The organism is Lentzea alba, assembly GCF_047445655.1.
GTDB classification, from domain to species: domain Bacteria; phylum Actinomycetota; class Actinomycetes; order Mycobacteriales; family Pseudonocardiaceae; genus Lentzea; species Lentzea alba_A.
This window is the reverse complement of the sequence record NZ_JAJAEG010000044.1, coordinates 1-14,921: the sequence shown is the minus strand read 5'-3', so window position 1 is coordinate 14,921 and position 14,921 is coordinate 1. Positions and strand designations below refer to the sequence as shown.

Annotated in this window: 15 protein-coding genes and 2 pseudogenes; 14 read left to right on the top strand and 3 right to left on the bottom strand. The window is 65.4% G+C overall.

All coding sequences use genetic code 11. The features are described from left to right. Positions 1–11: 11 nt before the first annotated feature. The gene (locus LFM09_RS44635; protein ID WP_414102703.1) at positions 12–350 is read right to left on the bottom strand and encodes a cupin domain-containing protein; all 339 of its coding nucleotides are present in this window, start codon (positions 348–350) and stop codon (positions 12–14) included. A gap of 272 nt (positions 351–622) precedes the next feature. Beyond that, positions 623–1,342: pseudogene (locus LFM09_RS44630) on the bottom strand (transposase family protein). Between the two features lie 6 nt (positions 1,343–1,348). Between LFM09_RS44630 and LFM09_RS44625 the strand changes: the two are divergent. From LFM09_RS44625 to LFM09_RS44585, 9 genes and pseudogenes are all read left to right on the top strand, one after another. Next, positions 1,349–1,480 (top strand): annotated as a pseudogene (locus LFM09_RS44625) (IS5/IS1182 family transposase); the annotation flags it as partial. A 507-nt stretch (positions 1,481–1,987) separates the two neighbouring features. Beyond that, positions 1,988–3,442 carry a cytochrome P450 gene (locus tag LFM09_RS44620; RefSeq protein ID WP_414102702.1) on the top strand — a complete coding sequence of 485 codons (1,455 nt, stop codon included), beginning with the start codon at positions 1,988–1,990 and terminating at the stop codon, positions 3,440–3,442. A gap of 129 nt (positions 3,443–3,571) precedes the next feature. Then, on the top strand, positions 3,572–5,200 hold the full coding sequence (locus LFM09_RS44615) for a prenyltransferase/squalene oxidase repeat-containing protein (RefSeq protein ID WP_414102701.1): 1,629 nt from the start codon (positions 3,572–3,574) through the stop codon (positions 5,198–5,200). 17 nt (positions 5,201–5,217) lie between these two features. Next, a complete protein-coding gene (locus LFM09_RS44610) occupies positions 5,218–5,868 on the top strand; it encodes an acetoacetate decarboxylase family protein (RefSeq protein WP_414102700.1) in 651 nt (216 codons plus the stop codon). Between the two features lie 5 nt (positions 5,869–5,873). Next, positions 5,874–7,223, top strand: a complete 1,350-nt coding sequence (locus tag LFM09_RS44605; RefSeq protein WP_414102699.1) for a protoporphyrinogen/coproporphyrinogen oxidase — start codon at positions 5,874–5,876, stop codon at positions 7,221–7,223. Then, positions 7,220–7,876 (top strand): hypothetical protein, encoded by a 657-nt coding sequence (locus LFM09_RS44600; RefSeq protein WP_414102698.1) that lies wholly within the window; start codon positions 7,220–7,222, stop codon positions 7,874–7,876. The genes LFM09_RS44605 and LFM09_RS44600 overlap by 4 nt, the downstream gene beginning before the upstream one ends. Next, positions 7,869–8,777, top strand: coding sequence for a terpene synthase family protein (locus LFM09_RS44595; RefSeq protein ID WP_414102697.1), 909 nt, complete (start codon positions 7,869–7,871; stop codon positions 8,775–8,777). Before LFM09_RS44600 ends, LFM09_RS44595 begins: the two co-directional genes overlap by 8 nt. A 360-nt stretch (positions 8,778–9,137) precedes the next feature. Then, positions 9,138–9,911, top strand: coding sequence for a DddA-like double-stranded DNA deaminase toxin (locus LFM09_RS44590; RefSeq protein ID WP_414102696.1), 774 nt, complete (start codon positions 9,138–9,140; stop codon positions 9,909–9,911). Beyond that, positions 9,902–10,309 carry an Imm1 family immunity protein gene (locus LFM09_RS44585; RefSeq protein ID WP_414102695.1) on the top strand — a complete coding sequence of 136 codons (408 nt, stop codon included), beginning with the start codon at positions 9,902–9,904 and terminating at the stop codon, positions 10,307–10,309. The genes LFM09_RS44590 and LFM09_RS44585 overlap by 10 nt, the downstream gene beginning before the upstream one ends. Before the next feature lie 259 nt (positions 10,310–10,568). On the opposite strand, the gene LFM09_RS44580 is transcribed toward LFM09_RS44585, so the two are convergent. Beyond that, the gene (locus LFM09_RS44580) at positions 10,569–11,423 is read right to left on the bottom strand and encodes a DUF5753 domain-containing protein (protein ID WP_414102694.1); all 855 of its coding nucleotides are present in this window, start codon (positions 11,421–11,423) and stop codon (positions 10,569–10,571) included. A 294-nt stretch (positions 11,424–11,717) separates the two neighbouring features. Here LFM09_RS44580 and LFM09_RS44575 point away from each other — a divergent pair, with 294 nt between their 5' ends. From LFM09_RS44575 to LFM09_RS44555, 5 genes are all read left to right on the top strand, one after another. Continuing rightward, complete coding sequence (locus tag LFM09_RS44575) at positions 11,718–12,032, top strand: hypothetical protein (protein WP_414102693.1); 315 nt, start codon at positions 11,718–11,720, stop codon at positions 12,030–12,032. A gap of 125 nt (positions 12,033–12,157) precedes the next feature. Next, a complete protein-coding gene (locus LFM09_RS44570) occupies positions 12,158–12,583 on the top strand; it encodes a hypothetical protein (RefSeq protein WP_414102692.1) in 426 nt (141 codons plus the stop codon). Continuing rightward, the gene (locus tag LFM09_RS44565; RefSeq protein WP_414102690.1) at positions 12,580–13,527 is read left to right on the top strand and encodes a DUF5753 domain-containing protein; all 948 of its coding nucleotides are present in this window, start codon (positions 12,580–12,582) and stop codon (positions 13,525–13,527) included. Before LFM09_RS44570 ends, LFM09_RS44565 begins: the two co-directional genes overlap by 4 nt. A gap of 68 nt (positions 13,528–13,595) precedes the next feature. Next, the gene (locus LFM09_RS44560; RefSeq protein WP_414102689.1) at positions 13,596–14,468 is read left to right on the top strand and encodes a DUF5753 domain-containing protein; all 873 of its coding nucleotides are present in this window, start codon (positions 13,596–13,598) and stop codon (positions 14,466–14,468) included. A 131-nt stretch (positions 14,469–14,599) separates the two neighbouring features. Further along, positions 14,600–14,881 (top strand): hypothetical protein, encoded by a 282-nt coding sequence (locus LFM09_RS44555; protein ID WP_414102688.1) that lies wholly within the window; start codon positions 14,600–14,602, stop codon positions 14,879–14,881. Positions 14,882–14,921 lie beyond the last annotated feature (40 nt).

Sequence of the window (14,921 nt, the reverse complement as noted above, 5' to 3'; positions counted from 1 at the left end):
CCACGAGCGGCTCAGACGTCCCGTGAGACCGCCTCAACTGTCGAGTTCATACTCAGGTTGACGGCGGCGTGAACAACGCCCTTCGGAATGAATATGAATTCTCCGGCCCCGTGTTCTTTGGGTTCCAGTTCTGGACCAATGAGTGTCGCCGCGAATCCTTTCAGGCACACCACCACCACTTCGGCGTTCCTGTGGAGGTGAACTTTCGAGGATCCCCCTGGTGGCAGATTCACGTAGCACGCCGAAACTTCGGTCGCGCCACAAAGGACACGACTCACCACAGGCATGATCCTGTTTCCTTGGAGGCTGAGTACCTCTTCGGCGTTGACGCTGAACAGAGTTTCTGTCATCAAGAATCCTTTTGCTGTCTCCGGCTCCCGACTGAGTAGGTAAGGGTGGGCGATACTATCTCCTCTGAAGTCGTAGGTCCAGACTTCGTGGCGCCGCCCCCAGGGCGAGTACATTGAGGATTTCCGCGTAACTGGCGGTGACGTTGTGTAGCAGCGGCTGGTGACGCGCCTGACCTGTTGTGGTGCAACAAAAGACGCGGAACCCCGGTATGAAGTGGTCCTCTCACAGATCAACTTCACAGGGGTTTCCGCGCTCCGTGAGTGAGCCTTTTTCATCCTGCGGCGACCTCGTAGTTCTGTAGGACGTGGATGGCTTTGGCCAGTCGGCCGGCGCGGCGTGGACAGCAGCGGACCTTGCACAGGACGCGCCACGTCTTGAGCTGGGCGTTGGCGCGTTCGCCGGGTCCGCGCAGGCGGGCGTGGGCCCGGTTGGCGTCCTTCTGCGACTCGGGTTTGTTGCGGCCCTTGTACGGGGTGGTCACGTGTCGGCCGGTCTTGTCATAACCGTGATAGCCCTTGTCTCCCAAGGCGATCAGCCCAGCTTGGCGCAGGGCGGCGAGGATGTTCCAGATCCGGGCCGCGGCGGTGTCGTGGGTGCTGCCGGGCAGGTCCCCGGACACCCACAGGATCGCGCCGTCCGGGGACGCGATCACCTGCAGGTTCACCCCGTGCATCTTGTGTTTGCCGGAGTAGAACGGGCGGTCGGCGGCGATCCGGTCGATCGGGATGAGCGTGCCGTCGATCACCACGTAGGCCAGGCCCTGACGTTTCGCTTTCCGCAGCGCCTGTCGCAGCTTCGGGGACCGCTGGGCGAGCAGTTCGACGGTCCCGTTGACGTAGCGCCAGCAGGTTGTGGCCGAGACCGCGAACCCGGCGCCGAGATCTGCGAAAGTCTCGCCTTTGCGCAGGTACACCAGCACCAGCAGTGCCTGTTGTCCTGGGTTGAGCTTGCGCCACACCGACCCCAGCTGCTAGCGGTGGGCGCGGAGCACCTCGGTGAACGCGCCAACTCCCTGCTCAAGACCAGCTACAAGGCCCTGCGCCGCTGCCGCGGCTGCCCCTGGCGCCTCGGCGGCATCGTCGCCGCCGCACTGGTCCTGCTCCACCGCGAACACGGACGCACCACATGACCAACAACAGTTGATCACACAACGCCACGAATGGTTACTCGGAAAGCCTCACTGATCACCCTCAGGACTACCAACCGGCCACAGCACGTCGCGATTCGCTCCCAGACTTTGAGGGGTGCGACATTCGGCTGCATGGGCCTGGTTCGTCCTCGGAGACACCGAACGCCACATCACCGCGACCGACTCTGTCGGCGCATTCACAGTCCACCTCAGCAACGAGACCGGCCAGCGCGTCGGCCTCGGGCCCGGCCGGCTGCGAGGCCCGAGGTTCGCGTCGGCCGGCGCCGACCCACCCCGAGCGGTACGGCTCTTTGCCGTGACAAGAATAATCTGCGCGTCCTGCAATTCGTCGTCCACGAGACCCTGCGACAAAGAATCCGCCACGACACTTAATCACGCGATCCCACGCATGATCAACCCAAACGAGACATATTTTCAGCGGCCAACAAATTCCGGGTTCCAGCCAGTGGAACACGTACTTGTCGCTCATTCAATAGCAACGCTAGCATGGCGTCGCTAAATGAATATCATTTCCTCGCTCGATTAATGGCGGGATATTCTATGACTACGACACATCCCTCAGAGAACCAGTCGTACGTTCGCGGGGTTGCGCCCGGCGCGCTTCCTTTACTCGGCCACGCACCCCAATTCCTGCGCGATCCGCTGGACTTTGTCACGTCCCTGGGCGCACACGGGGACATCGTGGAGATCCAGCTGGGCCTCCAGCCGGTGCTGGTGGCGTGTGCGCGCCCGCTCGCGAACGAGGTGATGCAGCGCTGCGACGTGTTCGACAAGGGCGGGCACTTTTACGACACGATGAAGGGAATGCTGGGTGACGGGGTGGGCACGTGCTCCTGGAGTGCACACCGCCGCAAGCGCCAGCTCGTCCAGCCCGCGTTCCAGCGCGCCAAGATCGGAGCCTACGCGCGGGTCATGCACTCCGAAGTTGCCTCCCTAGTCGCAGGCTGGCGCACCGGGCAGACTGTCGACGTCAGCCCCGCCTTCTACCGCATGGCCACGAGGGCCACCGTGCGCGCCCTGTTCTCGTCCGACCTGGAGGCCACAGCGGTGGCGGAGATCCAGCGGTGTTTTCCCATCGTGTGGCGCGGGATGCTGACGCGAATGCTCGTGCCTGCCAGTCTGCTTCGCCTCGTGGCCACCAGGGGAAACCGCGGGTTCGACGCGGCGCTGGCCAGCCTGAACCAGGTGCTGGCCGACATCATCCGCGCCTACCGGACGGCCGGAGTCGACCACGCCGACATCCTGTCCGCACTGCTGGCCGCGGAGGACGAGGCGACTGGCCTGCCGCTGACCGACGCCGAGCTGCACGACGAGCTGATGACTCTGCTTGTCGGCGGCACCGAAACAACGTCAGCCACGCTGGCCTGGGCCTTCCATCTGCTCGCAGGGCATCCGGAGGTGGAACGGCGCCTGCACGCCGAGGTGGATGAGGTGCTGGGCGGCCGCATCGCCACTTTCGAGGACATTGCCCGACTGGAGTACACGCACCGGCTGGTGACGGAGACTCTCAGGCTGTACCCGCCAGGTTGGGTCACGACCCGCCTGGTCACCGCGGACACCGAGCTCGGCGGCCACCACCTTGCGGCGGGAACCGCCGTGATGGTCAGCCACTACGCGATTCACCACGACCCGTCCGTGTTCCCGGAGCCCTACCGGTGCGACCCCGACCGATGGCTCCCAGAGCGGGCTTCCACCATCCCCAAGGACGCTTGGGTCGCCTTCGGCAGTGGGAGGCGCAGGTGTCTCGGCGACATGTTCGCGCTGACCGAGATCACCATGGCGTTGGCCACGATCGCGGGTAGGTGGTCGCTGCGGCCCGCTTCCGACCGCCCCTTGAAGATCCAACCGCGGATGTTCTTGACTCCTGGCAGCCTGCCGATGACGTTCACCGCCCGGCCCGCAGGCGACGCGCAGGCACCTGCTGCGGACGGCGGCAGTTGAGCGCGATCCGCTAGGGATCTGGCGCGATCGCGTTCGCGCGCAGATTGGTCGACGAGTGGCCGGGGAACAGCCACCCATCTCTCGGCCTGATATTTCCGATCGAGGGCATTTCGTCGACTGGGCGCGAATTTGCCCAAGGCCCTGGTTCGGCGAGTACTAGAGGAGCCCATTGAAATGCGCAGTTCCAGTATGTGGTCGGGTATGCGCCCATGGCCGCCGGAAGCGTTACCGCCGGGATTCGAACTACGACTTGCCGCACTGCTCAACCGTGTTGTCGAACAAGTCGACTCAGACGGCGCTGTGCGGTCGCCATGCCGCAGTCGTGTGCTGGAAAGCGCACTGGCCGTACGGTTGTTCAGGCGGGTCGATCCGCAATCCCGGCATTTACGCCGGGTGGTCGACTACCTGCGCGACGCAAGATCCACCGCGTCACCGTGGGACGCGTTGACGATCGACCTCGCATTGGACGGGCCCGCCGAGGTCCCTTCCTCAGTGTGGGACGACCTGCTTGCGCGATCCCCTGACTTCACTGGATCGCGCAAGCTCGCCTTCCTCAATGCCTACCTCGCGTTGTGCGGCGCCGCGCCGCAGACACCCGAACTCGCGGCTACCGGCACGCTGGACGGTCTGCACTGCTGGGCAGCGGTGCAGGTCACGAGCACCAAGGTCGTGCTGGCAACGGAGTCTGGAAGGTCAGATCTGGTCAATGACGAGGATGTCCGGATCCTGCTCGGAACCCAGGGACAGGACGGGGTGTGGGAGGGCAACGTGCTGCTGCACCTCTGGGCCCTGCACGCGTTGGACCGGCTGCCCGGCACAGCTGACGTGGTTCGGTCTGGTGTCCGGGCCCTACTGGTCTGCCAACGGCCCGATGGCGGCTTTCCGTTCGTGACTGACACAGACACCTGGTGCACCGCGACCGCCGGAGTGGCGCTGGCCACTGCTGGCGCACCGTCCAGCGTTCTCGCCCGCATGGCGTCGCACCTGCTGGAGCGTCAGCAGCCTGCCGGCGGGTGGTCCTACACAGACCGCAGCACGCAGACTGACGTCGACGACACGTCGGTAGCAGTCCAGTTTCTACACACCCTCGATCCGGTCGCGTACGCGGTACCGATCGCGCGGGGCATCCGGTCCCTCTACGCTGTTCGGGGCCACGACAGCGGGTTTCCCACCTACATCTCCGGCGCACCGTCCGAGGCGTGCATGACCGCGGCGGTGCTTGACGCACTCACCACCGACTGGTGCCGGCACGAGGACGCCATCGTGTCCGGGCTGGTTTATCTCGCGGGCAACCAGTTTCCCGATGGACACTTCGCACCTGACTGGAGCGCGAGCCGATTCCACACGGTGTTCCGTGTCCTGCTGGCGTGTGACCGCAACCCAGAGCACCAACCCCCACACGTGGTGGACATGGTGGCCAAAGCGCTGGATCTGGTGCGGGCGCACCAAAACCCGGACGGCGGCTGGGGCCAGCAGGACGGTGACGCCAGCGATCCGATAAGCACCTCATACGCCATCATCGCGCTGTGCGGCCAGGACGACTCCGAACCAGTGTCCAGGGGTCTCGAATACCTGTTGTCGCATCAGCGCCCAGATGGCGGAATCTCGTCCGTCTCCGACTCCATCGGTCCGCGCCCGTTCATCTTCACAGTGCCTGCGCTGGCCGACATCTTCCCCCTGCTCGCGCTCGGCCACGTCGCCCGGCGCGTCGAGCAAACCGCCCGAGACGTGACCGCCGTGGTCCCCATCCACAGCTGAGCCAGCCAAGGAGAATCATGGATTCGACCCACGAACCGCCGCTGGCTTCTTATCCACCCGCCCCCTGGCGGTCGGGCGGCACGATGTGGATCGCTCTGCTCCCGACAACCCGTCCGGTACCGGTACCGGAGGGTCTCACCCCGGTGGGCAAGGACCGGTTGGTGCTCATGGTGATCCGCTACCGGACTGGCACCCTGTGCTACGACGAGCTGATCATCGGCAGGTTGGTTCGGCACAACCGCCGCGTGGGCGTGTGGGTTCACGCGATCTGGGTGGACAGCGCGGCGTCGCTGTGGGGCGGCCGCCAGATCTGGGGGGTACCGAAACAGTTGGCGACCTTCACGTGGCGTGAGCGCGGCGTGCTCATGAAGGACGATGCCGGCATGCGAATCAGCATCGAGTTCGGACGCAGCTCCACCTGGTCGGTGCCGACACCTTTCGTGGCTCCAGCGTTCGGCCTGCTGCTGGGACAACTGCAGTTCTTCCGGGGTGCCGGTCGCGGTCGGCTTCGAACATCGAGGGTTCGACTCGTGTCATGGCCTGCGGGGTTGCCGTCCGTGCGGACCGGCCTCGCGCGGGCCGCGCATTTGGACAAATTCCAGATGGTCGTCGGCGCCCCACGAGAACTGACGGGCGCCATGACCGACACGCACAGGACAGGGAGGTGAGCGCTATGGTTCCAGGTGCACGTGTAGTGGTCGTCGGTGGAGGTATCGCCGGCCTGACAGCCGCTTTCCGTCTCCAGCAGGCGGGCTGCGACGTGGTCGTGGTCGAACAGTCCGGCCCCGAGCAGATCGGCGGCCGTATGAACACCACGACGAGGGACGGCTTCGCGATCGACAACGGCGCGACCTTGCTGCTCTCCTCCTATCACGAGATGCTCAAGCTCGCTGTCGACGTCGGCGTGGCCGACCAGGTGCTCCCCACGGGCGACATCTTCGGCATCCTGTGGAACGGCGCCGTGCGGCGGCTGCGCAGCGGTGACAAGCGGGCCCTGCTCAAGAGCGACTTTGTTCGCGGCCTGAACCCGATCGACGGAGGGAAGGTGGCAGTCGACTTCCTCAGGATGCGCTCGAAGCTGGGTTGGGACGACATGACGGCGACAGCTGCCCAGGACTTCGAGACCGTGCGCGAATACTGCTTGCGCCGCGGCCTGCGGCCTGAGACGTATCAGTTCCTGCTCGGGCCGTTCACGTCAGGACCGGCGCTGGCCGACCCCGAGGAGGCATCGCTCGTCAGCGCGTTCTTCGCGTTCAACACCATCGTGGTCAGCGGAGGTGGTTTCACCAGCGCGGACGGCGTCGGATTCTTGCCGCGGGCGCTGGCCGCCCGCATCTCCGTCGTGCACCACGCCCGCGTAACCTCGATCGAGACGCGCGGCGGTGGGGCGGTGGTCACGTGGACCCACCCGGTGGACGGCGAGACCGTTCAGGAGGCATCCGCCGTTGTGGTGGCTGTGCCACCGAAGCAGGCCACGCCGATGTGTCCCGGACTGCCGCCCGCGCTGCTCGACTACTTCCGCCACGTCAAATACTCGCGAGCGGTCCACGTCGCATTCGGACTCGACCGGCCGACGCGGGAGTCATCGCTTCTTCTACAGATCCCCAAGATCGAGCACCCCACGTTGGCCGCCTTCGTCATGGAGCACAACCAGGCGCCGCGACGCGTTCCCGCGGGCAAGGGGCTCGTAATGGCGCACCTGCGCGGCGGCTGGGCGGTGGACAACTGGGAGATGGACGACGACGCAGTCGTCGAGCATGTGATCGGTGAGACCCGCAGACTGGGCGTGCTGCCGGAGATCGAGCACCACGCCACCTTCGCAGAGGTGGTACGGCTACCACTGTGCACGGTCATCCGACGGCCGGGCGAGTACCGCTACGCAGCGCGGATCGCTCCGGTGCTGAGGGCACAGGCGCCGATCCACTTCGCGGGCAGCGACTACCTGGGGCAGTCGTCGACGAACGGCAGCCTGGTGTCCGGGGAACGCGCCGCGGCTGCAGTGCTGAAGGGCCTTCGCCGGTGACCGCGCTCTCGCGCTTCTCCACCGCAGTGGAGTTACTGAGCGCGCGGATCGCGTCCGCGCGCCGTGGGCACACCCTGCACCCGGCAGGAATGCGGCTCGACGGCGTGATCACGGTGCAGGACAACAGCCTGCTGCCGACTGGCACCTGGCCGGTCACGGCTAGGCTGTCCAAAGCATTCGGCACGCCAGGGGGTACGCCCGACATCCTGGGCCTCGCCATCTGCTTCGGTTCACCTCGGTCGGACATCACACTGTCCTCGTGCGGTTCCGGGTCGTTCACCAGGTTCCTGGTCAAACCCGTGCGCAGCTGGCGGCGAGCGTTGCTGGGCAGCATCGCCGCCTACTATCAGCAGGGCCGCTACCTCTGGCTCTACGCGACCATCTCCACGGACGCGCGCGACGCGTCGATCGAGGCCGTGACCGCCCGGCTCCCGATCGAGATCACATTGGCTTGCGGCACCTCCCCGGTGAAGGCACGGCGTATCGCGGTCATCAGCCTCGACCGGATCGCAGAGCACCTGCCGCACGTCTTCGATCCGATGCGGCACCGCCCAGCCGACGCGACCATGGCACCGGGATGGCTGTACACGCTGCGGAACGCCGCGTACCGGGGCAGCCGGACTGGCCGGACAGGAGCAGCTTCCGATGATTGACCTCGACGTGTTCCATCGCGCGTGCCCCGAGTCCGAGGTCGGCCCGTCCGCCGCCGACTTCGCCCACTATCTGGAAACGAGGTTGAGCGGGGCCGACCCGACCACCTCAGCCGCGTTGGAGAACTGGCGGGGCGCGCGCTACGAGCTGCTCGCCGCGCGGATGTACCCGATCGCGAGCGGTCCATGCGTTGCGCTGGCGGCGGACACGGTGCTGTGGCTATTCCTCGTCGACGGCTGCCTCGATCCGGGCGGGCCCTGTGACGATCCAGATTACGTCCGGGCACTCGCGGCCGGAGTCGAGCAGGTGCTCGCTGACGGACCCGCCAGCGACTCCCCGGATCCGATCCTCCGGTTTCTCGCGGGCTTGATCGACAACGCAAAGGCGTTCCCCGGCGAGCCGTGGGTGCGGTCGTTGCTGGACAACCTCCGTTCATTCGTCAATGCCATGGCGATCGAGCACGACGCACGGTCCAGCAGGAACCGCCCGACCGCGCTGGAGTATCTGACCCTGCGGCGGGATACGAGCGGCTGGAAGCTGCTGGTGGACCTGCTCGAACCCGCGTTCCGCATCAACATACCCGCCGACGTGCGGGAATCGTCGGAGTTCCAGGCACTCCGACAGACGGCGGGCGATCTGGCGCAGGCCCTCAACGATGTGCACTCGTTGTGCAAGGAACGCGAGGCGGGCGAGTACCACAATCTGGCGCTGCTCACGAGCGCGGAGGACTTCGGTCGACTGTTCGAACGGATGCTCTTCTGCCACGAGGCCGCCAAGGCCGCGTTCCTCGCGAGGTTTGCCGGGCCTTCCCCGTTCTCCGCGAAGGACTACGCGGCGGCTCTGGAGCTGATGCTGCGCGCCACCTCAGACTGGGCGGCAAGGAGCGAGAGGTACGAGTCCTGAACGCGCCGTGTCGCGAAATCGCTACAAGGCGTTCGTGAACAACTGGACAGCTACTGCGCCTAGCGATCATAAGCGTTGCTGACGGGCCTTGATCATGAGGAAGGCTCCGTGTGTGGTCGATGACATGAGCGACGCAGGCAAGGTTAACGCAGGTCAGGTGGGGCAGCCGCCCGTGTTCGACTCGTACGCGCGGCTGTCCTGGAACCCCACGACGCACGAGTTGGAGAAGATCGAGACCCAGCACGAGGACAACCGCGATCACGAGCTCGCATATCTCGAACTTGCTGGTCGTCGTCGCGTCGGCCGTGGCAGCATCGAGCGACCGACACAGAGGGGCAGGCTGTGGCGTCGCTTGGGGACGTGGGGGACGCGCTACAGCGTGGGCTGGACAAGATCAACCAGTCGATAGCCGCCCACCACACCGCGGCTGATCTCGCCGAACAGGCGCGTGATCTGCTCGCCGCCGCGGCAACCGGGTCCACGCAGGCAGACGCGGAACAGACGTGTGCGCTATTGACGCGGGTGATCGAGGGAATCTCCGAGCCGCAAGGGCAGCTTCTCCACGCTGGCGACCGTCGCCGACGCGATTCGTTCCTACCTGCGCAGTCACGAAATCGGTCACGAAACCAGTGCGGTCCCGCACTCGGCCGGCTCGCCCGTTCCCGCCACCGCGTCACCCGAGCCGCAGGCTCGGGCTGCGTCACACGATCCGTCCCTGCCGAACGCCTCGATGCCCTTCGTCGTGAGCTACCGCCGCCAATCAAGAGCACCGATTCCGGCCGGAAGACCCACGGCCGGTGGATTGGTCCCGACGGGGTGGCTCAGCCGATCACCAGTGGTGTGGACGACGACTCACGCGCGGCCGGCGAACGCCTGCGACAGCTCGGAATTCTCATGCGTCCGACGAAAGCCTCGGACGTGGAAATGAAGGTGGCCGCGCGCATGGTCCGCGACGGCATCAGGCACGCCACTGTCTTGATCAACAACACGCCGTGCCGGGGACGTCTGAGCTGTGACACCCTCGTACCGATCATGCTGCCCGACGGTGCCACGCTAACCGTTCATGGCGTGAACGAGGACGGCACGCTGTTCCGGAAGCGATACGCAGGAGGTGCCCGCCCGTGGTGGCGCTAGAAGCATGGTTCGACCGCGACGCGGAAGACCCGACCATCGTGCACACGGCGGAGGAACTGGACGCCGTGCTGGATGCGGTCGCCGCGTTGCCGCGCCCGAGCACCCTGCAACTACTCATCGCCGACGACCTCGGCCGCGCGGTGCTCGATGTAGGCTTGGACGGCGCGCACGCGCGCGGAGTCCTCTATTACTCGGGCGCGGAATGCCCGAACGGGTGCGCTAGTCAGGGCACCGACGCCGCCGAAGTGTTGCCGATCTACTACTACATGGGCTCGGACACCGAGTATCCGGCGACGACGGAGATCCCCTCGACCGATGTGCGCCGCGCCGCTCACGAGTACATGGCCACCGGGGGCGAGCGGCCCACCGGGATCAAGTGGCAACCCTGGTTCGACTAACTCCGGCAGACCGCAGGAGGTCGGCCCTGCCGCGCGCGATGAGGCAGGGCCGACACTTCGACTCGGCGCTACCCCGCCTCGGGCGACTGGCCGGGGAACATCCCCGCATATTTGATGAAGCTCGCAAAAGCGTACGGACTCGGTTCAATTACCGGTCCCGGCACGTTCTTGCTGTCTCGCACGAATCCTGCCGCACTCTCGATTGCAAGGTCCGTGCATGCCGATTGCTCCGGGCTCGCGTTCTTCCAGTGCAATTCCCTCACTGCAGATTTCTCCTTATCTCCCTGATCATCTCAACCGATTCCTCAGCTGAGAGCGCAACCTTGACAGCGGCGTCCCACGCGGCGCTATAAGCTTGCACCCGTTCCGGCTTCAGGACGGCGAGTGCTTCACCGGAGTCAATCCAGCCCTCTACAGGCCGCATCACATCGCGTGGCTTGAGTAGCACCACCGTTCCGGTGTGAATGCCATAGGCACCTCCGCTCAACGGCAGGATGCGGATGCACACGTTCGGCAGTGCACCGACCTCAAGCAGTCGCGCAAGCTGGTCTTTCATGACCGCAGGACCACCGACGACGCGCCGCACCGCCGCCTCATCGATCAGGGAGTCGACTCGGAGCGGTTCGTCAAGGCGCAATAGCTCTTGCCGCTCGCGGCGTTCGGCGGCGGCAATATCCTTCCAGCTTTGGCGCACGATCAGCCCAGGAGAGCTGGCAGCCATCGCCTCGGCGTAGTCGGCAGTCTGGAAGATGCCGGGCACGTAGAACGTGTCGACGGTCTTTTCTTCGCTGGCCTCGGACTCCCAGCGGCGGAAGCGCAGGTACTGCGGCGACAACTCCGACGCGTACTCGACCGGAACCCGCTCGTCATCGGCGACCTCCCACACCTTGATGAGGCTTTGGACCTCGTCCTGGGTGGCGTCCACGGCGGTCAGGATGGCCATGAAGTTGTTCCATCGTGGCTTGTTGTTGCCGCTGAGCAAGTTGTAGACGGTGTCACGTGAGACTCTGGCGGTCTTGGTGAGGCTTGTGACGTCCTCCTTGCCCTCACGCTTCATGATCTCGCGCACGAGCTGCCCGAGCTGTTCCTTGCCCGGCGTGGGTCCGATTGCCATGGGATCACTCTAGTCAGCAATCCCTGTGTTCGACTCCTTGGTTCCGACTTGCCCGATCAGGCATCCTCATTTGCCTGTCGCAAACGCGACTTTGGCATTTCTGATTAAGGTGAGCGTGATCGCCACGTCTATTCTCTGATGTATTATTCCCTTTGTTCGATGCGCAAGGCGGCCGCTTTGTTGGCCCGAGTCGGCGGGAGGTAGATGTGCCATGACATGGCTGTTGACCCTGCTCGTGAGGGTCGCCGCGCGAACGGTCGCACCGTTCGCCGGCGGTCGAGGCGGGCGGTTCCGATGACCGCTTGGGCGCTGCTGGTCGGCGGAGTGGTGCTGTTTGTGGTGGCGCTGGTGCTGACGTTCGCGCGGCACCTGTGGTGTGGGGCAGGGTGCGGTTCCTGCGCGCAGCGGCGTAGTGAGCGGGCTGTGCGCCGCCGTTGGCGGCGTGACGCACTACTGGCCGAGGCCCTCGCACACGACTGGTCCAGCGCACGCGCATACCTGCACCGCGTCGGTTCGCGGCGACAGGAGCGATTCGGCAAGTCGTCGGGCGTGCACGTGTACCGGGCACGTGTGCGGGGCGGCGACCGTGTGCGGGTGGTGCTCCGATGAACCCACTCACGCGGGCATACCTACAGATACGCAGTTGGTGGGCCTATCGTCCCGGCGGATCAGCAGCCCGTGAAGCCGAACGCCGACGGGAGGCGCGAGCCACCGTGGCCCGCGCGGACGTCGGGGTGACCGCCGAGGACGCGCTGGAAACGCTGAGAGAGTCCAGGGTCTGGTTCTTCCACTACGCACCGAACCGCGTGCAGCCTGACGCGATCGCGGCGGTGAGGACGTTCCGCCTCGGAGCGGGGCGCGCCCCTTGCCACGATGTGATCCTGTTCTTCAGCGAGCAGTTCACGTACGGCTACCGGGCCGCCGGCACGGACCCGTTCAACCCGAAGTGGATCAAATACGCCTGCCACGGCGATGCAGTCGAAGTCTGCGGCGAAATGCTCGCCTTGAGACACCCCGGGCACCCCGACGCGCCTCAGGTGCCGCAGCGCCCGACCACGTACGAGATGGCCCTGTTCGCACGGTTCCATGGCCCCAAGGTCGTGCGAGTGCCCGACAAGCCGCCGATAGCCGACGTCGCGCGTGGGGCGATCGGGGCATGACCGGGCCCGAGGAACACGCGGAAACAGTTCGCAGCGGCGACTACCGCGTTCGTGAACGGAAATCTGACAACTCTCCGAACCCGTACAAGGAAACAGACGTGCCAAAGAGGATCTCCACCGCGCGTGGTCGTGAGTTCGGCGCTGGCGTGCGGGCGGCCATCGCCGGTGCCGGTCTGACCTCGCGCGCGGTCGCCGACATCGTGGACTGGGACGAAGCGAAGGTCTCCGATGTCGTGAACGGCAAGGGTGGCGCCACCCTGCTCGAAGTCGCCACGTTGCTGGGAGCCTGCCGAGTCGGCGCAGCCGAAATCGCCCACCTGCTGTCGCTGTACCCGCAGGCGGAGATGAAGGGCTGGTGGCAGCCACACGGCACGTGCGCGCCCGTCCGGCTTCGTACGCTCGCCGAAAACCTGGCCGTGGCCAAGTCACTGACGAGCTGGCACACGCACATGGTGCCGTTGTTCCTTCAGACGGTCGAGTACATGCGTGAGGCGCTACTCGCATCCTCCACCGTGCCGGAGGCCGAGTTGCAGGAGCGGGTGGCCGCGCAGCTTGCGATGCAGGAGTTGCTGCGCGGCGGCAAGAAGTGTGCCTTCTTCATCCACGAGTTGGCACTGCATCTCCGCGTCGGTGGCGCCGAGGTCCATACGGGACAGTTGCTACATCTACTGATCATGGCGAAGTGGGCGAACGTCACGATCCGGATCGTGCCCGCCGCACATGGCGCGCATCCTGGCCTGGCTGGACCGTTCACCCAGTTGACCTTTGCGAAGTACGAACCGCTGGTGTGGGTGGACACCGAGAACTCCAGCCTGCTCGCCGAGGCGACGGACGCGATCGCGGGCTACGACAAGGTCATTCGCGCGCTCTATGAGACGAGCCTGGACGAGGTCGAATCCGCGAAGCTGATTGTGCGCCTGTACGACGCCCTGCATCCCGCCTGAGACGAAGCCGCAAGGCGGATTTCTGTCCGTTGAGGACACAAGCCTCCCACGTACCGAGCGAGCCGAACATGCCCAAAGACTTCAAGTCCAACCTTCAGAACCGTGCGGTTGGTCGCGCGCTTGCCTTGTGGCGCAAGGAAAGCGGATTTACCCTGAAGGAGGTGGAAGAACGCGTGGGATGGTCCTCGGCCAAGACGTCGATGATGCAGAACGCGCTCGTCCCAATCGTTGACACCGATGTTGTCGCGCTTGCCCTGGTGTACATGATCCGAGCCGAACGGCGGAAACCGGTGCTACTGGGCGCACAACGCGCACGCGATCCTCTGCGATTCGATCTGCTGACCGGTGACGCTTCAACCTGCGTCGGGTGGACCTATGCCGAAGTGGAAACCGAAGCGAGCTATGCGCAGGTGGTCACACTCGACGTGCTGCCGCCGCTCGTCCGGACGCCGGAGTACGAGGCCGCGCTGCGCGGCGCCCAGGTCGACGCGGTGGCCGAACAGGACCACCGCCACTACAGCGATGCGCACCGCAAGCGAGTGATGCGGCACCTCGGCGACGGGCCGTCGCTACGGCTGGATCTCGTTGTCGGAGAAGCGATCTTCCGACGGCCGGTCGGTGGCGCACTGGTGATGGCCGATCAGTTGCTGCGGCTGGCAGGGCTCGCTGAGTTGCCCGGCGTGCGGGTGTGGCTCGTGCCAGACGAGGCAGGCGCGTTCGCGGGCATGATGTCGTTCACCCTGCTGTCATTCCGTGAGGACGAATTCGAGGACGTCGTGTACCTCGACACCCTGCACGGCGGAACATGGCTGGAAGCCGAGCACGAGCGGCGACCGTACGCGGAGACGTTCGAACGGCTCACCACCGTGGCGCTACCTGCCGAAGACACGATCGGCCGGTTGGTCGAGGCTGCGCAGTTGCTGAAGGACGAGGCGTTTTAGACTGGTGTCGACCAGTCCTTGCCAACCGGTCATCATGAGCGATCCGGCGACTGGTTCTCAGAATCGACCGTTTCTGAGAACCGCAAGAGCCGTTGGTCGGCTGAGCTGCGTGCGCCCGGAATACTCTGCGCATGGATGCTGCGCTTCCGCTCCTCGGAGCCACCAATGCCTGGATCACTCCATCGGCGGTCATCTCTGTGGCCGCACTGATCTTCACGCTTGCATCGTTCTGGTGGATCCAGGTCCGGCGTGGTCGCCTGCGCGTAGAGACAGGACCAGTGTTCAGCGGCGCCATCACCAGCAACAAGATCGTGTTGAACGTTCCCTTGGTCTTCCATAACCCGGCCCCTGCCTCGCTGGTGGTCGCCGACATCAAGCTGCACCTGAGTGGCGGCGGCGACGAGAACTCCTAAAGGTTGTCCCGTAATGATCAACAGCGTTGGCGGGCAGGGA